An 18729-nucleotide genomic window follows, 5' to 3' on the forward strand; every position below is an offset into this window, starting at 1 on the left:
CACTTCCACACGCCGGCCCCGACCCGAAAGAGCAGGTATGCCCGACCTGAACGACGCCACCCGCGGCCGCATCCTCTACGGCGCCGACTACAACCCCGAGCAATGGCCCGAGAGCGTCTGGCACGACGACATCCGGCTGATGCGCGAGGCGGGCGTCACCACCGTCACGGTCGGCGTCTTCTCCTGGGCAACGCTCGAACCCCGCCCCGGGGCCCGCGAGTTCGACTGGCTCGACCGGGTCCTGGACCTGCTCCACCAGGGCGGCATCGAGGTGTGCCTGGCCACCCCGACCGCCTCCCCGCCGCCCTGGATGGGCGCCCGCCACCCCGAGACCCTGCCGCGCGACGAAACCGGGGCGACCGTCTGGTACGGCTCGCGGAACCAGTTCTGCGCCTCGTCCCCCGTCTACCGCGACTACGCGCTGCGGATCACCGAGGACCTGGCCGACCGCTACGGCGGCCACCCCGCCCTGCGGATGTGGCACGTGGGCAACGAGTACGGCACCCACTGCTGGTGCGACACCACCGCCGCCCACTTCCGCCGCTGGTTACGCGCCAAGTACGGCCGCCTCGACGCGCTCAACGAGGCGTGGGGGACCGCCTTCTGGAGCCAGCGCTACGACTCCTGGGAGGAGATCATTCCGCCGCGTCGGGCCCAGTACCTGGGCAACCCCGCCCAGGCGCTGGACTTCCGCCGCTTCACCAGCGACGCGCTGCTGGAGTGCTTCGCCGCCGAGCGCGACGCGCTGGCCGCCCGCACCCCGCACATCCCGGTGACCACCAACTTCATGCCGCTGTTCATCGGACAGGACGGCTGGGCCTGGGCCGCCGAGGAGGACGTCGTCTCCGTCGACGTCTACCCCGACCCCAAGGACCCGCACGGCGGCGCGTACGGAGCGATGATCCACGACCTGACCCGCTCCCAGGCGGGCGGGCCGTGGATGCTGATGGAACAGGCCGCGGGCCCGGTCAACTGGCGCGGCGTCAACCACCCCAAGCCGCGGGGCCTGATGCGGCTGTGGTCGCTCCAGGCCGTCGCCCGCGGCGCCGACGGCGTCTGCTTCTTCCAGTGGCGGCAGTCCCGGCAGGGCAGCGAGAAGTTCCACTCCGGGATGGTCCCCCACGCCGGGGAGCACAGCCGTACGTATCACCAGGTGCGCGAGCTCGGCGCCGCTTTACGCGAGCTGGGCGGCGCCGCGGGCAGCGAGGTCCCCGCCCGGACCGCCATCCTCCACGACTGGCACGCCTGGTGGGCGGGCGTCCAGGACGGCCGTCCCTCCTCCCGGCTCCACTACGACCAGGTGCTGCGCGCCTGGCACCAGGCCCTGTGGGAGCAGAACCTCACCACCGACTTCGCCCATCCGCACGCCGACCTCGCCGACTACGCCCTGGTCGCCGTCCCCCATCTGTATCTGCTGACCGACGAGGCGCTGGAGAACCTGGCGGGTTACGTCCGCGGCGGCGGCACCCTCGTCTGCGGCTTCTTCACCGGCGTCGCCGACGAGGACGACCGGGTCCGCCCCGGCGGAGTCGACCAGCGGCTGCGCGACATCCTGGGCCTGCGCACGGTCCACGAGTGGTGGCCGCTGGACGAGGACGAGACCGTGACCGCCGAGAGTCCCTGGCTCGGCCCGTTCACCGGCACCCTCTGGTCCGAGGACCTGGAGACGGCCACCGCCGAACCGGTCGCCCGGATCAAGGGCGGTGAGCTGGACGGCCGGCCCGCCGTCACCCGCAACGCCTACGGCGACGGCACCGCCTGGTACGTCTCCACCCTCCCCGAACCCGCCGCCCTGCGCGCCCTGCTGGGCCGCGCCGCCGACGAGGCCGGGCTGGCGCCGCCGCTGCCCGGCATCCCCGAGGGCGTCGAGGCCGTACCGCGCGGCGACCTCCTCTTCCTCCTCAACCACGGCCGCTCCCCGGCGGTCGTCCCCCTCCCGTCCGCGCGCACCGATCTGCTGACCGGCCGCGCGTACGACACCCAGGTCAGGCTGGACCGCTTCGCGGTCGTGGTCCTGGCGCCGCTCTGATCCCCGTCGATCCCCGGGACACCCGAGATCCCCGGAATCCCCCCACCCGAAAGGAATCGGCATCGTGCCAAGACGAGCCGTGCGTTCGCTTCTCCTGACGCCGTTACTGGCGCTCCTCGCCGTGGTCGGCTTCGCCGCCGCCCCCGCCCAGGCCGCCACCTGGTCGTCCTCCGAGCAGTGGGGCAACTGGTCCACCGGCGGCTACACGCTCTACAACAACATCTGGGGCTCCGGCGCGGGCTCCCAGACGATCTGGGCCAACTCCGCCAGCGACTGGGGGGTGTGGGCCAACCACCCGAACACCGGCGGCATCAAGTCCTACCCCAACGCCAAGAAGGTCGTCGGCAAGAAGATCAGCGCCATCAACAGCCTCACCAGCAACTACAGCGTGACGGTGCCGTCCTCCGGCGCGTACAACACCTCGTACGACATCTGGGACAGCAACTACGACTACGAGATCATGCTGTGGGTCAACAAGACCGGCGCGGTCGGCCCCCTCGGCACCTCGCAGGGCACCGTCACCCTCGGCGGCCACACCTGGGCCGTCTACAAGGGCAGCAACGGCGCCAACGAGGTCTTCTCCTTCATCCGCAGCTCCAACTCCAGCTCCGGCACCGTGGACATCAAGCCCATCGTGAACTGGATCAAGAACACCAAGGGCTGGTTCGGCGATGTGACCATCGGTGACGTCCAGTTCGGCTACGAGATCACCTCGTCGGCCGGCGGCCTGGACTTCCGCACCAAGAGCTTCGGCGTCAGCGCGAGCTGACACCCCGCGTACCGCCGCCGCTCTCCGTGGCGGCGGTACGCGCCCCCTGCGGCGGTCAGTCCCGCACCGGCAGCCGGGCGCCGTCCCGCAGGAACAGCGGGATGCGGTCCAGGGGAGCGGGGACGGTCACCGGCCGCCCGCCGTCGTACTCCTCGCCCGTCCAGGCGTCCGTCCAGCGCGCGCCCGCCGGGAGGTACGCCGTCCGCTCGACCGCGCCCGCTTCCATGACCGGGGCGACCAGGAGGTCCGGGCCCAGCAGGTAGGAGTCGGCGATGTCCCAGGCGGCCGGGTCGTCGGGGAACTCCAGGAAGAGCGGGCGCAGCGGCGGCAGGCCCTCCTCGTGGGCGGTGCGCATCTGCGCCAGCAGGTACGGCTTCAGGCGCTCGCGCAGCCGCAGGTACGAGGCCAGGATCCGCTCCGCGTCCTCGCCGTACGACCACACCTCGTTCGGGCCGCCGGTCATCTGCGGGCCGAGTGGCAGCCCCGGGGCGCGGTAGCCGTGCAGCCGCATCACCGGGGACAGCGCGCCGAACTGGAACCAGCGGATCAGCACCTCGCGGTAGGCCGGGTCGTCCGGGTCCCCGCCGTGGAAGCCGCCGATGTCGGTGTTCCACCACGGGATGCCGCACAGCGCCACATTGAGCCCGGCGGCGAGCTGGCGGCGCAGGGTCGGGAAGTCGGTGCCGATGTCGCCGGACCACAGGACGGCGCCGTAGGCCTGGCTGCCCGCCCAGGCCGAGCGGATGAGGGTGACGACGTCCTCCTCGCCCGCCGCCCGCATCCCGTCGTACAGCGCGCGGGCGTTCTCGCGCGGGTAGAGGTTGCCGACCTCAAGCCCGGGACCCGCGTGGTAGCGCAGGTTCGCGGAGAAGCCGGGCTTCAGCTCGGGCTCGCAGGCGTCCAGCCAGAAGGCGCGGATGCCGTACGGCTCCAGATAGTTCTGCTTCACCCGGGACCAGACGAACTCCCGCGCCCCGGGGTGGGTGGCGTCGTAGAAGGCGACCTGGATCCGCTCGCCCTCCCGCCGGTCGGGCCAGTCGGCGTGCGCCACGGGGCCGTACTCGGTGCCGATCAGGAAGCCGCGCTGCTCCATGGTGGCGTGGTTCTCGCTCAGCGGCGAGACCGACGGCCACACCGACACCATCAGCCGGATGCCCAGCTCGTCCAGCTCCCGCACCATCGCGGCCGGGTCGGGCCAGGCCACGGGGTCGAACTTCCAGTCGCCCAGATGCGTCCAGTGGAAGAAGTCGCACACGATGACGGAGATCGGCAGCCCGCGCCGCCGGTGCTCGCGGGCGACGCTCAGCAGCTCCTCCTGGGTGCGGTAGCGCAGCTTGCACTGCCAGAACCCGGCCGCCCACTCCGGCAGCATGGGGGCGCGGCCGGTGACCGCGGTGTAGCGGCGCTGGGCGGTGGCCGGATCCCCGGCGGTGATCCAGTAGTCGATCTGGCGGGCGCTGTCGGCGACCCAGCGGGTGCCGGTCGCGCCCAGCTCGACGCGCCCGATCGCCGGGTTGTTCCACAGCAGCGTGTAGCCGCGGCTGGAGGTCAGGACGGGGATGGTCACCTCGGAGTTGCGCTGGACGAGGTCGACGACCGCGCCCTTCTGGTCGAGCAGCCCGTGCTGGTGCTGCCCCAGCCCGTACAGTTTCTCGCCCTCGTACGCGCGGAAGCGCTGCTCCAGGCGGTGGTAGCCGTTGCCGGTCGCGGTCCGCAGCCGTGGCCCCGGCCACCAGAAGTGGGCGCGCTCCTCGGCCAGCAGCTCCGCGCCGTCCGCGGTCCGCACGAAGCGGATCATGCCGTCCGCGGCGACCTCGGCGGTGAGCGCGCCGTTGGTCAGCGCGGCGTGCCCCTCCGCCACCTCGACGGACGCGGCGGACGGCGGGGCGTCCCGGAGCGCCCCGGGCAGTCCGTCGAGGACCGGCCCGCCGAGCCGGGCGCGCACCCGGATCGCGTCGGGCCCCCACGGTTCGAGCCGTACGGTCTCCTGGCGTCCGCTCCACTCCAGGGCGCCGCCGCGCTCGGCGAAGGTGCCGACGGTGGGGGAGGACTGGGCGAGCGCGGAAGAGACCGACGTGACGGAAGAGGCGGGCGAGGCGGGGATGAGCGGCGACGGGTTCACGGATGCGCTCCTCGGGGGTGCGGCGGTGAGGGGTCGTACGGCCGGTGCGTACGGGTCGCGGCGTCGGCGGTGCCAGCGGCGTCGGCGGTGCCGGTGGCGTCAGGACGGCGGCGGGCCCGAGCTGGCCCGTACGGTCAGCTCCGGGGGCAGCAGCGCCACCTGCTCGGAGGCGTCGCCCTGGAGCTTGGCCACCACCAGCTCGACGGCCCGCCGCCCCATCTCCTGCGCGGGGATGGCGACCGAGGTGAGCCGCACGGACGCACTGGTGGCCACCTGGTCGGGGCAGATGGCGACCACCGAGACGTCCTCGGGGACCGCCCGCCCCTGCCGCCGCAGCAGGCTCAGCAGCGGGTCGATGGCGGCCTCGTTCTGGACGATGAAGCCGGTGGTGCCGGGGCGCTCGTCGAAGATCCGGGACAGGGTGCCGTCCATCGACTCGTAGCTGCCCTCGCACGGGCGGTGCAGCACCCGCAGCCCCAGCTCGCGGGCGGCCGTGCGCAGCCCGTCCAGGGTCCGCTCGGCGAACCCGGTGTGGCGCTCGTAGACGGCCGCCGCCTCGCCGATCACGGCGATCTCCCGGTGGCCGAGGGCGGCCAGATGCTCCGCGCACAGCGCGCCGGTGGCGGTGAAGTCGAGATCGACGCAGGTCAGGCCGATGGTGTCGGCGGGCAGCCCGATCAGCACGGTGGGCTGGCGGGCCGCGTGCAGCAGCGGCAGCCGCTCGTCCTCCAGCTCGATGTCCATCAGGATCATGGCGTCGGCGAGCCCGCTGCCGGTGACCCGGCGCACCGCCGCGGGGCCCTCCTCGCCGGTGAGCAGTAGCACGTCGTACCCGTGCGCGCGGGCGGTGGTGGCGACCGCGATGGCGACCTCCATCATCACCGGTACGTAGATATCGGTCCGCAGCGGCACCATCAGCGCGATGATGTTGGAGCGGCTGCTGGCGAGGGCGCGGGCTCCGGCGTTCGGGTGGTAGCCCAGCTCCTTGATGGACCGCTCGACGCGCTCCCGGGTGGGCGCCGAGATGGAGCGCTTGCCGCTGAGGACGTAGCTCACCGTGCTGGCGGAGACTCCGGCGTGGCGGGCGACCTCGGCGAGCGTGACCATGCGGGGACTCCGTCCGGCGGGAAGGGGCAGCGAAGCGCTTCGACGCAGACAGTAGACCTGTCCAGCGCGAGCTGTCCATAGATTGTCGAAGCGCTTCACCAGCGCTGCACCCGCGCTTCGTCGTGCCGCACCACTTTGCCGACCCGGCCCGCCGGAGGCACACTGAACAGCGGTACGTGCCGGTAATGTCACGAGATCGTCATTTGCGGCAAGGGAGCACCGATGACCGCATCATCCGTCAGGCCGGTGTCCGAGCGTGAAGCGCGCCAGGTCGCCGAGGCCGCACGCGAACAGGTATGGCACAAGCCGAGCTTCGCCAAGGAGCTGTTCCTCGGCCGCTTCCGTCTCGATCTGATCCATCCGCACCCCGCGCCCGCACCGGACGATGTGCGCCGCGGCGAGGCGTTCCTCGCCAAGCTCCGCGAGTTCTGCGAGACCCGGATCGATCCCGCCCGCATCGAGCGCGAGTCGCAGATCCCCGACGAGACCATCCAGGGCCTCAAGGAGATCGGCGCGCTCGGCATGAAGATCGACACCAAGTACGGCGGCATGGGCCTCACCCAGGTCTACTACAACAAGGCCCTCGCGCTGGCCGGCTCCGTCAGCCCCGCCATCGGCGCGCTGCTCTCCGCCCACCAGTCCATCGGCGTGCCCCAGCCGGTCAAGCTGTTCGGCACCCAGGACCAGAAGGACCGCTTCCTGCCGCGCTGCGCCCGCACCGACATATCGGCCTTCCTGCTCACCGAGCCGGACGTCGGGTCCGACCCGGCGCGGCTCGCCACCACCGCGGTCCCCGACGGGGACGACTACATCCTCGACGGCGTCAAGCTGTGGACCACCAACGGCGTGGTCGCCGACCTCCTCGTTGTCATGGCCCGGGTGCCCAAGTCCGACGGCCACAAGGGCGGGATCAGCGCCTTCATCGTCGAGACGGCCGCCGAGGGCGTCACCGTCGAGAACCGCAACGCGTTCATGGGGCTGCGCGGCATCGAGAACGGGGTGACCCGCTTCCACCGGGTCCGGGTCCCCGCGGCCAACCGCGTCGGCCCCGAGGGCGCCGGTCTCAAGATCGCGCTGACCACGCTCAACACCGGGCGGCTCTCGCTGCCCGCGATGTGCACGGGCGCCGGGAAGTGGTCCCTGAAGATCGCCCGCGAATGGTCCGCGGCCCGTGAGCAGTGGGGCAAGCCGATCGCCCGGCACGAGGCCGTCGGCGCCAAGATCTCCTTCATCGCGGCGACCACCTTCGCGCTGGAGGCGGTCATCGACCTCGCCTCCCAGATGGCCGACGAGGACCGCAACGACATCCGCATCGAGGCGGCGCTCGCCAAGCTCTACGGCAGCGAGATGGCCTGGCTGATGACCGATGAACTGGTCCAGATCCGCGGCGGCCGCGGCTTCGAGACCGCGGCCTCGCTCGCCGCCCGCGGGGAGCGGGCGGTCCCCGCCGAGCAGATGCTCCGGGACATGCGCATCAACCGGATCTTCGAGGGCTCCACCGAGATCATGCACCTGCTGATCGCCCGGGAGGCCGTGGACGCGCACCTGTCGGTGGCGGGCGACCTCATCGACCCGGACAAGTCCCTGTCGGACAAGGGCAGGGCGGCCGCCAAGGCGGGCGGGTTCTACGCCCGCTGGCTGCCGGGCCTGGTCACCGGCCCCGGCCATCTCCCGCGCGCGTACGCCGAGTTCGCCCCGCCCGGCCACCGGGACCTGTCCCCGCATCTGCGCTACGTCGAGCGTTCGGCGCGCAAGCTCGCCCGGTCGACGTTCTACGCCATGTCCCGCTGGCAGGGCCGGATGGAGACCAAACAGGGCTTCCTCAGCCGGATCGTGGACATCGGCGCGGAGCTGTTCGCGATGAGCGCGGCCTGTGTGCGCGCCGAGATGCTGCGCAGCCGCGGCGACCACGGCGCCGAGGCGTACCAGCTGGCCGACGTCTTCTGCCGGCAGGCCCGCATCCGCGCCGACGAACTCTTCGGCCGGCTGTGGACCAACACCGACGACCTCGACCGCAAGGTGGTCTCCGGGGTGCTCGCCGGCTCGTACGAGTGGCTGGAGGCGGGCATTCTCGACCCCAGCGGCGAAGGGCCGTGGATCGCCGACGCCACCCCCGGGCCCTCGACGAGGGACAACGTCCACCGCCCCGTCCACTGACGCCGCCCGGCGCCGCTCCCGCCGTGCGCGGGGGCGGCGCCGGTTTAGGCGCACGAAGCGGCTGACGCAACAATGGGCAGATGACGGATTCCCTGGCTGACCCGCATCTGCGCCCCCCGGCAGCCCCCGCCGACCCCGGGAGCCCCCGCCACATCGTGATCCTGGGCTCGACCGGATCGATCGGCACCCAGGCCATCGACGTGATCCTGCGCAACCCGGACCGCTTCCGGGTGACCGCCCTGTCCGCCGCCGGAGGGCGGGCCGACCTGCTCGCCGAGCAGGCCCACCGGCTGAAGGTGGCCACCGTCGCGGTCGCCCGCGAGGACGCGGTGCCCGCGCTGCGCGCGGCGCTGTCCGGGCGGTACGGCGCGGGCGAGCCGCTGCCGGAGATCCTGGCCGGGCCGGACGCGGCCGTCGAGGTGGCCCGCTCCGCGTGCCACACCGTGCTCAACGGCATCACCGGCTCCATCGGCCTCGCGCCGACCCTGGCCGCCCTGGAGGCGGGGCGGGTGCTGGCGCTCGCGAACAAGGAATCGCTCATCGTGGGCGGCCCGCTGGTCAAGGCGATCGCCAAGCCCGGCCAGATCATCCCCGTCGACTCCGAGCACTCCGCCCTCTTCCAGGCGCTGCTCGGCGGCACCAGGGCGGAGGTCCGCAAGCTGGTCGTCACCGCGTCCGGGGGCCCCTTCCGGGGACGTACCAAGCAGGAGCTGACGAAGGTCACCCCCGCGGACGCGCTGGCCCACCCCACCTGGAACATGGGGCCGGTGATCACGATCAACTCCGCGACCCTCGTCAACAAGGGGCTGGAGGTCATCGAGGCCCACCTGCTCTACGACATTCCCTTCGAACGGATTGAGGTGGTCGTCCACCCTCAGTCGTATATCCACTCGATGGTTGAATTCACCGATGGCTCGACGCTCGCCCAGGCGAGCCCGCCCGATATGCGGATGGCGATCGCACTCGGTCTCGGCTGGCCCGAGCGGGTGCCGGACGCCGCCCCCGGCTGCGACTGGACCAGGGCCCACACCTGGGAGTTCTTCCCCCTCGACACCGAGGCCTTCCCCTCGGTCGACCTCGCCCGGCACGTCGGCGGCCTCGGCGGCACCGCCCCGGCCGTCTTCAACGCGGCGAACGAGGAGTGCGTGGACGCCTTCCTCGACCGGAAGCTGCCCTTCAACGGAATTGTCGATACGGTCGCGGAAGTGGTTGCCGAGCACGGCGCCCCCTCCGCGGGAACTCAGCTCACCGTCGCGGACGTCCTCGAAGCCGAGACGTGGGCCCGTGCCCGCGCCCGTGAACTGGCCGCCCGCGCGGCGAAGGCGACCCCGGAGGGTCACGCATGACGACATTGATGACGGTCCTCGGCATAGTCGTATTCGCCGTCGGCCTCGGGATCTCGATCGCCTGGCACGAGCTCGGCCACCTCTCCACGGCCAAGCTCTTCGGCATCCGGGTCCCGCAGTACATGGTCGGCTTCGGGCCGACGCTCTTCTCCCGCAAGCGGGGGGAGACCGAGTACGGCATCAAGGCGATCCCGTTCGGCGGCTTCATCCGCATGATCGGGATGTTCCCGCCCGGCGACGACGGCAAGGTCACCCAGCGGTCCACCTCCCCGTGGCGCGGCATGATCGAGGACGCCCGGTCGGCCGCCTACGAGGAGCTCCAGCCCGGCGACGAGACCCGCATGTTCTACACGCGCGCGCCGTGGAAGCGCGTGATCGTGATGTTCGCCGGGCCGTTCATGAACCTCGTCCTCGCCGTGGTGATCTTCGTCGGCGTGATGATGAGTTTCGGCGTCAACACCCAGACGACCAGTGTCGGCACCGTCTCCGCCTGTGTGGTCCCGGCCTCGTCCTCGACCGACAAGTGCCCCAAGGGCGCCAAGGACTCCCCGGCCAAGGCCGCGGGGCTCCAGCCCCGGGACAAGATCGTCGCCTTCAACGGTCACCGCGTCGCGGACTGGAGCACCCTCCAGCAGGACATCCGCAAGACCACGGGACCCGCGACGATCACCGTCGAGCGGGACGGCGCCCGCAAGACCCTGAACGCCGACCTCATCACCAACAAGGTCGCCAAGTCCGACGGGAACGGCGGCTACGTCGAGGGCCAGTACGTGAGCGCCGGGTTCCTCGGCTTCACCCCGGCCAACGGCGTGGTGAAGCAGTCCCTCGGCCAGTCCGTGGACCGCATGGGCACCATGGTCGAGGACGGCGTCCAGTCCCTGGTTGCCCTGCCCTCCAAGGTCCCCGACCTGTGGAACGCGGCCTTCGGGGACGCGCCCCGCAAGGCGGACTCCCCGATGGGCGTCGTCGGCGCCGCCCGGGTCGGCGGCGAGGTCGCCAACCTCGACATCCCGCCCTCGCAGCGCGTCGCGACGATGCTCTTCCTCGTCGCCGGGTTCAACCTCTCGCTGTTCCTGTTCAACATGCTGCCGCTGCTGCCGCTGGACGGCGGCCACATCGCGGGCGCGGTGTGGGAGTCCCTGCGCCGCCGCCTCGCGCGCCTGGTCCGGCGGCCCGACCCCGGTCCGTTCGACGTGGCCAAGATGATGCCGGTCGCCTATGTGATCGCCGGCATCTTCATCTGCTTCACGCTGCTCGTTCTGGTGGCCGACGTGGTGAATCCCGTACGAATTTCCTGATGATGTGACCTGTCCCGAAGTTCGCCTTTGGGTGGACTTCGGGCCCGGAGTGTGCTGGGGCGCCACCCGGTGCCGTAATCTCGGACCCGGAGCCCGCCGATCTCGGGCCACTCAAACACCTTCTTGGGGCTACGAACCAGATGACTGCGATCTCACTCGGAATGCCGTCCGTACCGACCAAGCTCGCCGACCGCCGGGTCAGCCGGAAGATCCACGTCGGGCCGGTCGCCGTGGGCGGCGACGCACCGATCTCGGTGCAGTCGATGACGACGACGGTGACCGCGGACATCGGGTCGACGCTCCAGCAGATCGCGGAGCTGACGGCGTCGGGCTGCCAGATCGTGCGGGTCGCCTGCCCGTCGCAGGACGATGCCGAGGCGCTGCCCGTGATCGCCAGGAAGTCGCAGATCCCGGTCATCGCGGACATCCACTTCCAGCCGAAGTACGTCTTCGCCGCGATCGACGCCGGCTGTGCGGCCGTGCGGGTGAACCCGGGGAACATCCGGCAGTTCGACGACAAGGTCAAGGAGATCGCGAAGGCGGCCTCGGACGCGGGCGTGCCGATCCGCATCGGCGTCAACGCGGGATCGCTGGACAAGCGGCTGCTGGAGAAGTACGGCAAGGCCACGCCCGAGGCGCTGGTGGAGTCGGCCCTGTGGGAGTGCTCACTGTTCGAGGAGCACGGCTTCCGGGACATCAAGATCTCGGTGAAGCACAACGACCCGGTCGTGATGGTCAACGCGTACCGCCAGCTGGCCGCCCAGTGCGACTACCCGCTCCACCTCGGCGTCACCGAGGCCGGGCCCGCGTTCCAGGGCACGATCAAGTCGTCGGTGGCCTTCGGCGCGCTGCTGAGCGAGGGCATCGGCGACACGATCCGGGTCTCGCTGTCGGCGCCGCCGGCCGAGGAGGTCAAGGTCGGCATCCAGATCCTGGAGTCGCTGAACCTGCGGCAGCGGCGGCTGGAAATCGTCTCGTGCCCGTCGTGCGGGCGTGCCCAGGTCGACGTCTACAAGCTGGCCGACGAGGTCACGGCCGGGCTGGACGGCATGGAGGTCCCGCTGCGGGTCGCCGTGATGGGCTGCGTCGTCAACGGCCCGGGCGAGGCGCGCGAGGCGGACCTCGGTGTGGCGTCCGGCAACGGCAAGGGGCAGATCTTCGTGAAGGGCGAGGTCATCAAGACCGTGCCGGAGTCGAAGATCGTGGAGACCCTGATCGACGAGGCGATGAAGATCGCCGAGCAGATGGAGAAGGACGGCATCGCCTCCGGCGAACCGCAGGTCTCCGTCGGCGGGTGACGGCAGCCCGGGGAGGGCGTGCACCCCGGCGGGGGCCCTCCCAGCGGTAGCCGGGGGAGGAACGAGCCATATCAGAGGGGGCGGTACAGTGCGGGGAATCGAGTCCCCTCCGGCCCGCAGGCCCGCAACCGGTGAGGCAAACCGACACGTGCTGACGACGTCCACCACCAGGGTCCTCGAGCCCCAGGAGCTCGACTCGGCCCTCGCGGTGCTCAACCGCGACCCCGTCTCCAACGCCTTCGTCGCCGCCCGCGTCCAGGTCGCCGGCCTGGACCCGTGGCGGCTGGGCGGCGAGATGTGGGGCTGGTACAGCGGCGGACGGCTCGAGTCGCTCTGCTATGCCGGGGCCAACCTGGTCCCCATCTGCGCCACCCCCGAGGCCGTGCGCGGCTTCGCGGAGCGCGCCCGCCGGTCCGGGCGGCGCTGCTCCTCGATCGTCGGCCCCGCCGACACCACGGCCGAGCTGTGGTCCCTGCTGGAGCCCAGCTGGGGCCCGGCCCGTGAGGTCCGCGCGCGTCAGCCGCTTATGGTCACCACCTCGATGCCCGCCGACGTCCCGCCCGATCCGCGGGTGCGCCGGATCCGCAAGGACGAGATGGACGTGATCATGCCCGCGTGCGTGGCGATGTTCACCGAGGAGGTCGGCGTCTCACCGCTCGCGGGCGACGGCGGACTGCTCTACCAGGCGCGGGTCGCCGAACTCGTCGCCGCCGGGCGCTCTTTCGCCCGCGTCGAGAACGGCCGCGTCGTCTTCAAGGCCGAGATCGGCGCCGCCACCCCGCACGCCTGCCAGATCCAGGGCGTCTGGGTCGCCCCCGAATACCGCGGCCGCGGGCTCTCCGAGACCGGCATGGCCGCCGTGCTGGGCTACGCGCTGAACGAGATCGCACCGGTGGCCAGTCTCTACGTCAACGACTACAACACCGCGGCCCGCGCCGCGTACCGCCGCGTCGGCTTCCAGGAGGTCGGCGCGTTCATGAGCGTGCTGTTCTGATCGCCGGACCGGGCCAGTAGGGTGCCGCCCATGCTGGAGATGCCCGGGGAACATCCCCCGGACCCCCGAGGTGTCGTCGTCGGCCCGCTCGACCTCGCCGCACGCGTGGACGACGCGCTGGCCGTGCAGGCCGTGGCCTTCGGGCTGACGGACGAGGAGATCGGCGTACGGCGGCACATCGTGCTGCGCCACCTCACCAGCCCCGGCGCCCGCGCCCTCGGCGCGACCACCCCGGAGGGGCGGCTCGTGGGCTTCGTCTACGGCATGCCCAACGACCGCACCCACTGGTGGTCCACCATCGTCCAGCCCTATCTGCGCGCGGCCGGGCACGAGGACTGGCTGGACGACGCCTTCGTCATCACCGAGCTGCACGTCCACCCCGGCTACCAGAACCGCGGCATCGGCCGCCGGCTGATCACCGCCATCACCGACGGCGCCGTGCAGCCGCGCTCGATCCTCTCCGCCATCGACACCGACAGCCCGGCCCGCTGCCTCTACCGTTCGCTGGGCTACCGCGACCTCGCCCGCCCGGTGCTCTTCCCCAGCGCGCCCAGCCCGTACGCCGTCATGGGCGCCCCCCTGCCGCTGCGCCGCTAGGGGGGTGTCTTGCCGATCATGCCGGGCTCCCGACGCCGCTCGCTGATCCGGCCTGATCAACAAGCCCCCCAGCGTGCCCCTACGGAGCGCATTTCCGGGTTGCGTCCCCGGGCGGCTAACCTCCTGACATCCATCTCGTACGCAGGAGAAGACCCCATGGCCAACGCCGCCCACGTCCAGCGCATGTCCACCTTGATGCTGAAGACACTGCGCGAAGACCCGGCCGACGCCGAGACCGCCAGCCACAAGCTGCTCGTCCGGGCCGGCTACGTCCGCCGCGCGTCCGCGGGCATCTGGACCTGGCTGCCGGTCGGCAAGAAGGTCCTGGAGAACGTCTCCCGGATCGTGCGCGAGGAGATGGACGCGATCGGCGCCCAGGAGGTGCTGCTGCCCGCGCTGCTCCCCAAGGAGCCGTACGAGGCAAGCGGCCGCTGGGAGGAGTACGGCGACCTGCTGTTCCGGCTCAAGGACCGCAAGGGCGGCGACTACCTCCTCGGCCCCACCCACGAGGAGATCTTCACCCAGACGGTCAAGGACCAGTGCACGTCCTACAAGGACCTGCCGGTCATGCTCTACCAGATCCAGACCAAGTACCGGGACGAGGCCCGGCCGCGCTCGGGCGTGCTGCGCGGCCGCGAGTTCCAGATGAAGGACTCGTACTCCTTCGACACCAGCGACGAGGGCCTGGCCGAGTCCTACCGGCTGCACCGCGAGGCCTACCAGCGGATCTTCGAGCGCCTGGGCCTCGACTACCGCATCGTCTCGGCCGTCTCCGGCGCGATGGGCGGCTCCGCCTCCGAGGAGTTCCTGGCCCCCGCGGCGGCCGGTGAGGACACCTTCGTGGACTGCCCGAACTGCGACTACGCGGCCAACACGGAGGCGGTCACCACCGCCGTCCCGGCCGTCGAGGGCGCCGAGCACGGGCCGGTCGAGGAGCTGGACACCCCCGACACCCCCACCATCGAGACCCTTGCCGAGCACCTGGGCGTCCCGGCCTCCGCCACCCTCAAGAACCTCCTGATCAAGGTCGACGGCGAGATCACCGCGGTGGGCGTCCCCGGCGACCGCGAGGTCGACCTCGGCAAGCTGGGTGAGCACCTGGCCCCGGCCGAGATCGAGCTGGTCACCGCCGAGGACTTCGAGGGCCGCCCCGACCTGGTCCGCGGCTACGTCGGCCCGCAGGGCCTGGCGGGCAAGTCCTTCCGCTACATCGCCGACCCGCGGGTCGCCCCCGGCACCGCCTGGGTCACCGGCGCCAACAAGCCCGACACCCACGCCCGCAACGTCGTCTGCGGCCGCGACTTCGAGGTCGACGACTACCTGGACGTGGTCGTCGTCGAGCCCGGCGACCCCTGCCCCAAGTGCGGCACGGGCATCGCGCTCGACCGGGCCATCGAGATCGGCCACATCTTCCAGCTCGGCCGCAAGTACGCCGACACCTTCCAGCTCGACGTGCTCGGCCAGAACGGCAAGCCGGTGCGGGTCACCATGGGCTCGTACGGCATCGGCGTCTCCCGCGTGGTCGCCGCCCTCGCCGAGCAGACCCACGACGACTCCGGCCTCTGCTGGCCCCGCGAGGTCGCCCCGGCCGACGTCCACATCGTCGCGGCGGGCAAGGCCCTCCAGACCGAGCTGGCCCTGGACCTCGCCGAGAAGCTCGGCACGGCGGGCGTCCGGGTCATGGTCGACGACCGCGCCGGCGTCTCCCCGGGCGTGAAGTTCACCGACGCGGAGCTGATCGGCGTCCCGACGATCCTGGTCGTCGGCCGCGGCGCGAAGGACGGCGTGGTCGAACTCAAGGACCGCCGCACCGGCGACCGCGAAGAACTCCCGATCGACGAAGCGCTGTCCCGTCTCACCTCCTGACCCAGGAGCGAGCCCCCGCCCCCACCGGGCCGGGGCTGCCACCGTGCCGGACCGGGGCCGCGGCCCCGCCCCACGCCGGGGCTCCACCCTGCTCCCCGCCGGGGCCCGGCCCGAGACGGGCCTCCGCCCACGCCCGCGACCGGGACTGCCCGCCGCATCGCGTCGGGGCGCTGTCTCCGGTCCGGGCCGTGTGCTCCCGCACCGTGCCGGGGGTTCTGGCGCCTGCTCCCCGCAGGGATCGCACCCAGGCCCCCCGCAGGGCCCGGACTGCGCGCCGCGCCGGGCCTCCGGACCGTAGGGCCGAATCCGGCGCGGCCCGGGGTGTCGGGGTCCAGGGGCGGAGCCCCTGGGTTCGGGGAGGGGCGGGGTGGGGGACTACAGCCAGCCCGCGAACTCCAGCAGGAGCTCGGCCCGGCGCCGGTCACCGGCTGCCCCGTGGCGCAGGCCCGTCTCCACGGCGCGGAAGAGGGACCAGCCGCGCAACCGGTCGCGGTCGACGTCCAGGGAGTCGGCCAGCTTGGCGATCCGGCGCCGCGCGGCCGCACCCGGGCCGGGGCCCGCGGCCAGGTCCTCGCAGCGGTCGAGGACCAGCCGCGCCAGGTCGTACGCGCGCTCCCCGACGACCGGTCGCGGGCCCACCGCGAGCCATGGCGTCCGCTCCCCGGACAGCACCTTGCCCTGCCGGAAGTCGCCGTGCAGCAGCAGCCGTTCGGGGGGCTGGGCGGTCAGGCCGGACCGCAGTTCCAGGGCCTCGTCGGCGAGCGGGCGTACGTCGGCCGCCCATGCCCCCGAGGCGAGCGTCGGCAGCACCTCGGCGGCCGCCCCCGTCCGCTCCTCGACGGTGCCGAACGCGTCCTCGGCGGGCGGCGGCACCCACAGCCGCCGTACCGTGCCCGCCGCCTCCAGCAGCGCCTTCGCCTCGGGCAGCGAGCGCAGCGACACGGCGGACTGGAGCCGCTCGATCAGCAGCGCGCCGTCCTCCTGGGAGGCGCGCAGGAGCCGGGCGGCGCCCCAGCCGTTCCAGTGCGCGAGCGCGGCCGCCTCATCGCCCTGGCCCGGGCCCGGTACGGGGAACTTGAGCGCCGCCGGGGTGTCGTCCGCCTGCCGTACGAGCACGATCAGGCCGCCGCGGCCGCCGGGCGTGACGACCCGCTCGGGGGCCAGCTCCCATGCGCGCAGCCGCCGCGCGGCCAGCTGCGGCAGGCTGTCCAGCCAGCTCCGTACGGGCTCCGCCGGATCGTCGCCCACCGCGTCCACCAGCCGCTTCGGCACCTGGAGGGGTCTCGCGTCCCCCGTGTCCGCTGCCATTCCCGAGCTGCCCCCTGTCGCCTTCGTACTCTCGGACCATCAGACCCCGTCGGCGGCTCCGCTCGCAGACGGGGACGGGGCGCCCGGCGCGGCGCGCTCGGTGAGCCCAGGGAAGGCTACGCCGCCGCCCCGCCAGCGCACCGACCGGACCGCCGCCTCGCGCAGCGCGCCCGCCGCCTGCCGCCGCAGGGCGCCGTCGGAGGTGCGTACGAGGTCGGCGTAGACGGCGGCCACCCGGTTCTCCAACTCGGCGGCGAGCCGGACCGCGGCGGCCGAGTCGGGCACCGCGAACGGCAGCGCGTACGCGGGGGCCGCGCTCTGCGGCGTACCGCCCATGTCGCGCACGGTGCGCACGAGGTCGTCGCGGCGCGACCGGTGCGCGGCGTACCCCTCGCGCGCCTCGGCGAGACGGTCGTCGCCGATCCGGCCGCCGACGACGCCGTATCCGTACACGGCGGCGTGCTCGGCGGCGAGCGCGGCCTGGGTGGCCTTGAGCGTCGCGGAGCGGTTCATCCGGGTACTCCTTCCGCGCGGAGGGTGCTGAAGGTGGTGTCACAGGGGCTGACGGGGACCGTCATGAGCCCGGGCCGCCCTGGGTGAGGAGATACACATGGGCGGCGCCGCAGGCCGCGACGGAGGCCAGCAGCCGGGCCAGCTCGGGCGGCGCGCCGACGAGCGCCGTGGTGCGGCTGTCGGCGGTGTGCCGCTCGGCCTGGGCGAGGGCGCCGAGGGCCTTCTTCTCGTCCTCGGGCACCGCGGGCAGCCGCCGCCCGCCCGCGGCCGGTGAGCGGGACGCGGTCGCCGAGGCGGACGCGGAGGGGTCCTTGGAGCCGAACGCCGCCATGTGGGCCGCCGTCTCCGCCCGCAGCGGCCGCAGCCGCTCCGCGAGCCCGGCATGGGCGTCGATGGTCGCGTCGTAGCGCGCGAGGAGCGCGGCCGAGTCCCGTACGCCCCGGGCGCGCAGCGCCGCGGCGTCCGCGGAACCGGATGACCGGTGTCCGTCGTCCGAGTCACCGGAGCAGCCGGCGAGCAGCGCGGCGGCGCCCGCCGAGCCACCGGCCAGCAGCAGACTTCGCCGCCGCGGGGACGCGGTCTGGGGGAGGGACGGGGACGTGGGGCGAGGTGGGGGATTCGTGATCGACACGTTCCTCTTTCCGGGCTGCGGCAGCTCCCGGCCGCCGTTAGTGATCACAGCAGGCGAGCGTACCCGCGCGGGGCCGGAATGCCGGGCAGCGGCCACCGAATCGTCAGCTCGGTGCCGGAACAGATAGGCTTTGAGCTGACACGCGACCTTCCCACAACAGCACACGCGGCCGAGGAGTCACCCGGATGAGCACGACCCAGAGCGAAAGGCTGCGCGGACTGCTGGAACCGCTCGTCAGCGCACGGGACCTGGATCTGGAAGAGGTCGAGGTGACACCGGCCGGGAAGCGGCGCGTCCTTCGCATCGTGGTGGACTCCGACGACGGCGTGCAGCTGGATACGTGTGCTGAGCTGAGCCGGGCGATCTCGCAGACGCTCGACGAGTCGGACGCGATGGGCCAGACCCCGTACGTCCTGGAGGTCACCTCCCCCGGCGCCGAGCGCCCCCTGATCGAGCAGCGCCACTACCGCCGGGCGACCGGGCGGCTGATGAAGGCGCAGCTGGTGGAGGGCGGCGAGCTGATCGCCCGGATCATCGCGGTCGATGACGAGGGGCTGGATCTGGAAGTCCCCGGAGTGAAGGGGCGCAAGCCCACCGCCAGGCGGCTGGCCTTCAAGGAGATCTCCAAGGCACGCGTGGAGATCGAGTTCAACCGCAAGCCCGAGGGCGACGAGAGCAAGGAGGAGGCGTAGCC

General features: G+C 72.4%; 15 protein-coding genes. 10 read left to right on the top strand and 5 right to left on the bottom strand.

Annotation, left to right across the window (positions count from 1 at the left end):
* Positions 1-37 precede the first annotated feature (37 nt).
* Positions 38-2029: a beta-galactosidase gene (locus HYQ63_RS30525; protein WP_179937036.1), complete on the top strand. Its 1992-nt coding sequence runs from the start codon at positions 38-40 to the stop codon at positions 2027-2029.
* A 79-nt stretch (positions 2030-2108) separates the two neighbouring features.
* On the top strand, positions 2109-2798 hold the full coding sequence (locus HYQ63_RS30530; protein ID WP_373689161.1) for a hypothetical protein: 690 nt from the start codon (positions 2109-2111) through the stop codon (positions 2796-2798).
* A gap of 55 nt (positions 2799-2853) precedes the next feature.
* On the opposite strand, the gene HYQ63_RS30535 is transcribed toward HYQ63_RS30530, so the two are convergent.
* Both HYQ63_RS30535 and HYQ63_RS30540 read right to left on the bottom strand, forming a co-directional pair.
* The gene (locus HYQ63_RS30535; RefSeq protein ID WP_179940669.1) at positions 2854-4902 is read right to left on the bottom strand and encodes a TIM-barrel domain-containing protein; all 2049 of its coding nucleotides are present in this window, start codon (positions 4900-4902) and stop codon (positions 2854-2856) included.
* A gap of 117 nt (positions 4903-5019) precedes the next feature.
* Complete coding sequence (locus HYQ63_RS30540) at positions 5020-6027, bottom strand: LacI family DNA-binding transcriptional regulator (protein WP_179937038.1); 1008 nt, start codon at positions 6025-6027, stop codon at positions 5020-5022.
* A 222-nt stretch (positions 6028-6249) separates the two neighbouring features.
* On the opposite strand from HYQ63_RS30540, the gene HYQ63_RS30545 reads away from it, so the two are divergent.
* From HYQ63_RS30545 to HYQ63_RS30575, 7 genes are all read left to right on the top strand, one after another.
* A complete protein-coding gene (locus tag HYQ63_RS30545; RefSeq protein WP_179937039.1) occupies positions 6250-8184 on the top strand; it encodes an acyl-CoA dehydrogenase family protein in 1935 nt (644 codons plus the stop codon).
* An 80-nt stretch (positions 8185-8264) separates the two neighbouring features.
* A complete protein-coding gene (gene dxr, locus HYQ63_RS30550; protein ID WP_179937040.1) occupies positions 8265-9530 on the top strand; it encodes a 1-deoxy-D-xylulose-5-phosphate reductoisomerase in 1266 nt (421 codons plus the stop codon).
* Positions 9527-10828 carry an RIP metalloprotease gene (locus tag HYQ63_RS30555; protein WP_179937041.1) on the top strand — a complete coding sequence of 434 codons (1302 nt, stop codon included), beginning with the start codon at positions 9527-9529 and terminating at the stop codon, positions 10826-10828. Before dxr ends, HYQ63_RS30555 begins: the two co-directional genes overlap by 4 nt.
* Positions 10829-10968: 140 nt before the next feature.
* Complete coding sequence (gene ispG / locus HYQ63_RS30560) at positions 10969-12126, top strand: flavodoxin-dependent (E)-4-hydroxy-3-methylbut-2-enyl-diphosphate synthase (RefSeq protein ID WP_179937042.1); 1158 nt, start codon at positions 10969-10971, stop codon at positions 12124-12126.
* 148 nt (positions 12127-12274) lie between these two features.
* Entirely contained in the window at positions 12275-13120 is an 846-nt protein-coding gene (locus HYQ63_RS30565; RefSeq protein WP_123104274.1) for a GNAT family N-acetyltransferase, read from the top strand.
* 30 nt (positions 13121-13150) lie between these two features.
* Positions 13151-13717 (top strand): GNAT family N-acetyltransferase, encoded by a 567-nt coding sequence (locus HYQ63_RS30570; RefSeq protein WP_179937043.1) that lies wholly within the window; start codon positions 13151-13153, stop codon positions 13715-13717.
* A gap of 156 nt (positions 13718-13873) precedes the next feature.
* On the top strand, positions 13874-15583 hold the full coding sequence (locus tag HYQ63_RS30575; RefSeq protein ID WP_179937044.1) for a proline--tRNA ligase: 1710 nt from the start codon (positions 13874-13876) through the stop codon (positions 15581-15583).
* Between the two features lie 375 nt (positions 15584-15958).
* Here HYQ63_RS30575 and HYQ63_RS30580 read toward each other — a convergent pair whose 3' ends face one another.
* The 3 genes from HYQ63_RS30580 to HYQ63_RS30590 all read right to left on the bottom strand — a co-directional run bounded on the left by HYQ63_RS30580 (position 15959) and on the right by HYQ63_RS30590 (position 18029).
* On the bottom strand, positions 15959-16891 hold the full coding sequence (locus tag HYQ63_RS30580) for an aminoglycoside phosphotransferase family protein (RefSeq protein WP_179937045.1): 933 nt from the start codon (positions 16889-16891) through the stop codon (positions 15959-15961).
* A gap of 39 nt (positions 16892-16930) precedes the next feature.
* Positions 16931-17404, bottom strand: coding sequence for a ferritin-like domain-containing protein (locus HYQ63_RS30585; protein ID WP_179937046.1), 474 nt, complete (start codon positions 17402-17404; stop codon positions 16931-16933).
* Positions 17405-17465: 61 nt separating this feature from the next.
* Positions 17466-18029 (bottom strand): hypothetical protein, encoded by a 564-nt coding sequence (locus tag HYQ63_RS30590; RefSeq protein ID WP_179940671.1) that lies wholly within the window; start codon positions 18027-18029, stop codon positions 17466-17468.
* A 191-nt stretch (positions 18030-18220) separates the two neighbouring features.
* Here HYQ63_RS30590 and rimP point away from each other — a divergent pair, with 191 nt between their 5' ends.
* Positions 18221-18727 (top strand): ribosome maturation factor RimP, encoded by a 507-nt coding sequence (gene rimP / locus HYQ63_RS30595; RefSeq protein ID WP_179937047.1) that lies wholly within the window; start codon positions 18221-18223, stop codon positions 18725-18727.
* The last annotated feature ends 2 nt before the right edge of the window (positions 18728-18729 follow it).

This window comes from Streptomyces sp. Rer75 (assembly GCF_013414305.1).
Lineage (GTDB): Bacteria > Actinomycetota > Actinomycetes > Streptomycetales > Streptomycetaceae > Streptomyces > Streptomyces himastatinicus.

Bases quoted from the DNA above. Each gene is read 5' to 3' on its own strand.
- HYQ63_RS30525 (WP_179937036.1), top strand. From the start codon at position 38: ATGCCCGACCTGAACGACGCCACCCGCGGCCGCATCCTCTACGGCGCC.
- HYQ63_RS30540 (WP_179937038.1), bottom strand. From the start codon at position 6,027: ATGGTCACGCTCGCCGAGGTCGCCCGCCACGCCGGAGTCTCCGCCAGC.
- HYQ63_RS30545 (WP_179937039.1), top strand. From the start codon at position 6,250: ATGACCGCATCATCCGTCAGGCCGGTGTCCGAGCGTGAAGCGCGCCAG.
- dxr (WP_179937040.1), top strand. From the start codon at position 8,265: ATGACGGATTCCCTGGCTGACCCGCATCTGCGCCCCCCGGCAGCCCCC.
- HYQ63_RS30555 (WP_179937041.1), top strand. From the start codon at position 9,527: ATGACGACATTGATGACGGTCCTCGGCATAGTCGTATTCGCCGTCGGC.
- ispG (WP_179937042.1), top strand. From the start codon at position 10,969: ATGACTGCGATCTCACTCGGAATGCCGTCCGTACCGACCAAGCTCGCC.
- HYQ63_RS30570 (WP_179937043.1), top strand. From the start codon at position 13,151: ATGCTGGAGATGCCCGGGGAACATCCCCCGGACCCCCGAGGTGTCGTC.
- HYQ63_RS30575 (WP_179937044.1), top strand. From the start codon at position 13,874: ATGGCCAACGCCGCCCACGTCCAGCGCATGTCCACCTTGATGCTGAAG.
- HYQ63_RS30580 (WP_179937045.1), bottom strand. From the start codon at position 16,891: ATGGCAGCGGACACGGGGGACGCGAGACCCCTCCAGGTGCCGAAGCGG.
- HYQ63_RS30585 (WP_179937046.1), bottom strand. From the start codon at position 17,404: ATGAACCGCTCCGCGACGCTCAAGGCCACCCAGGCCGCGCTCGCCGCC.
- rimP (WP_179937047.1), top strand. From the start codon at position 18,221: ATGAGCACGACCCAGAGCGAAAGGCTGCGCGGACTGCTGGAACCGCTC.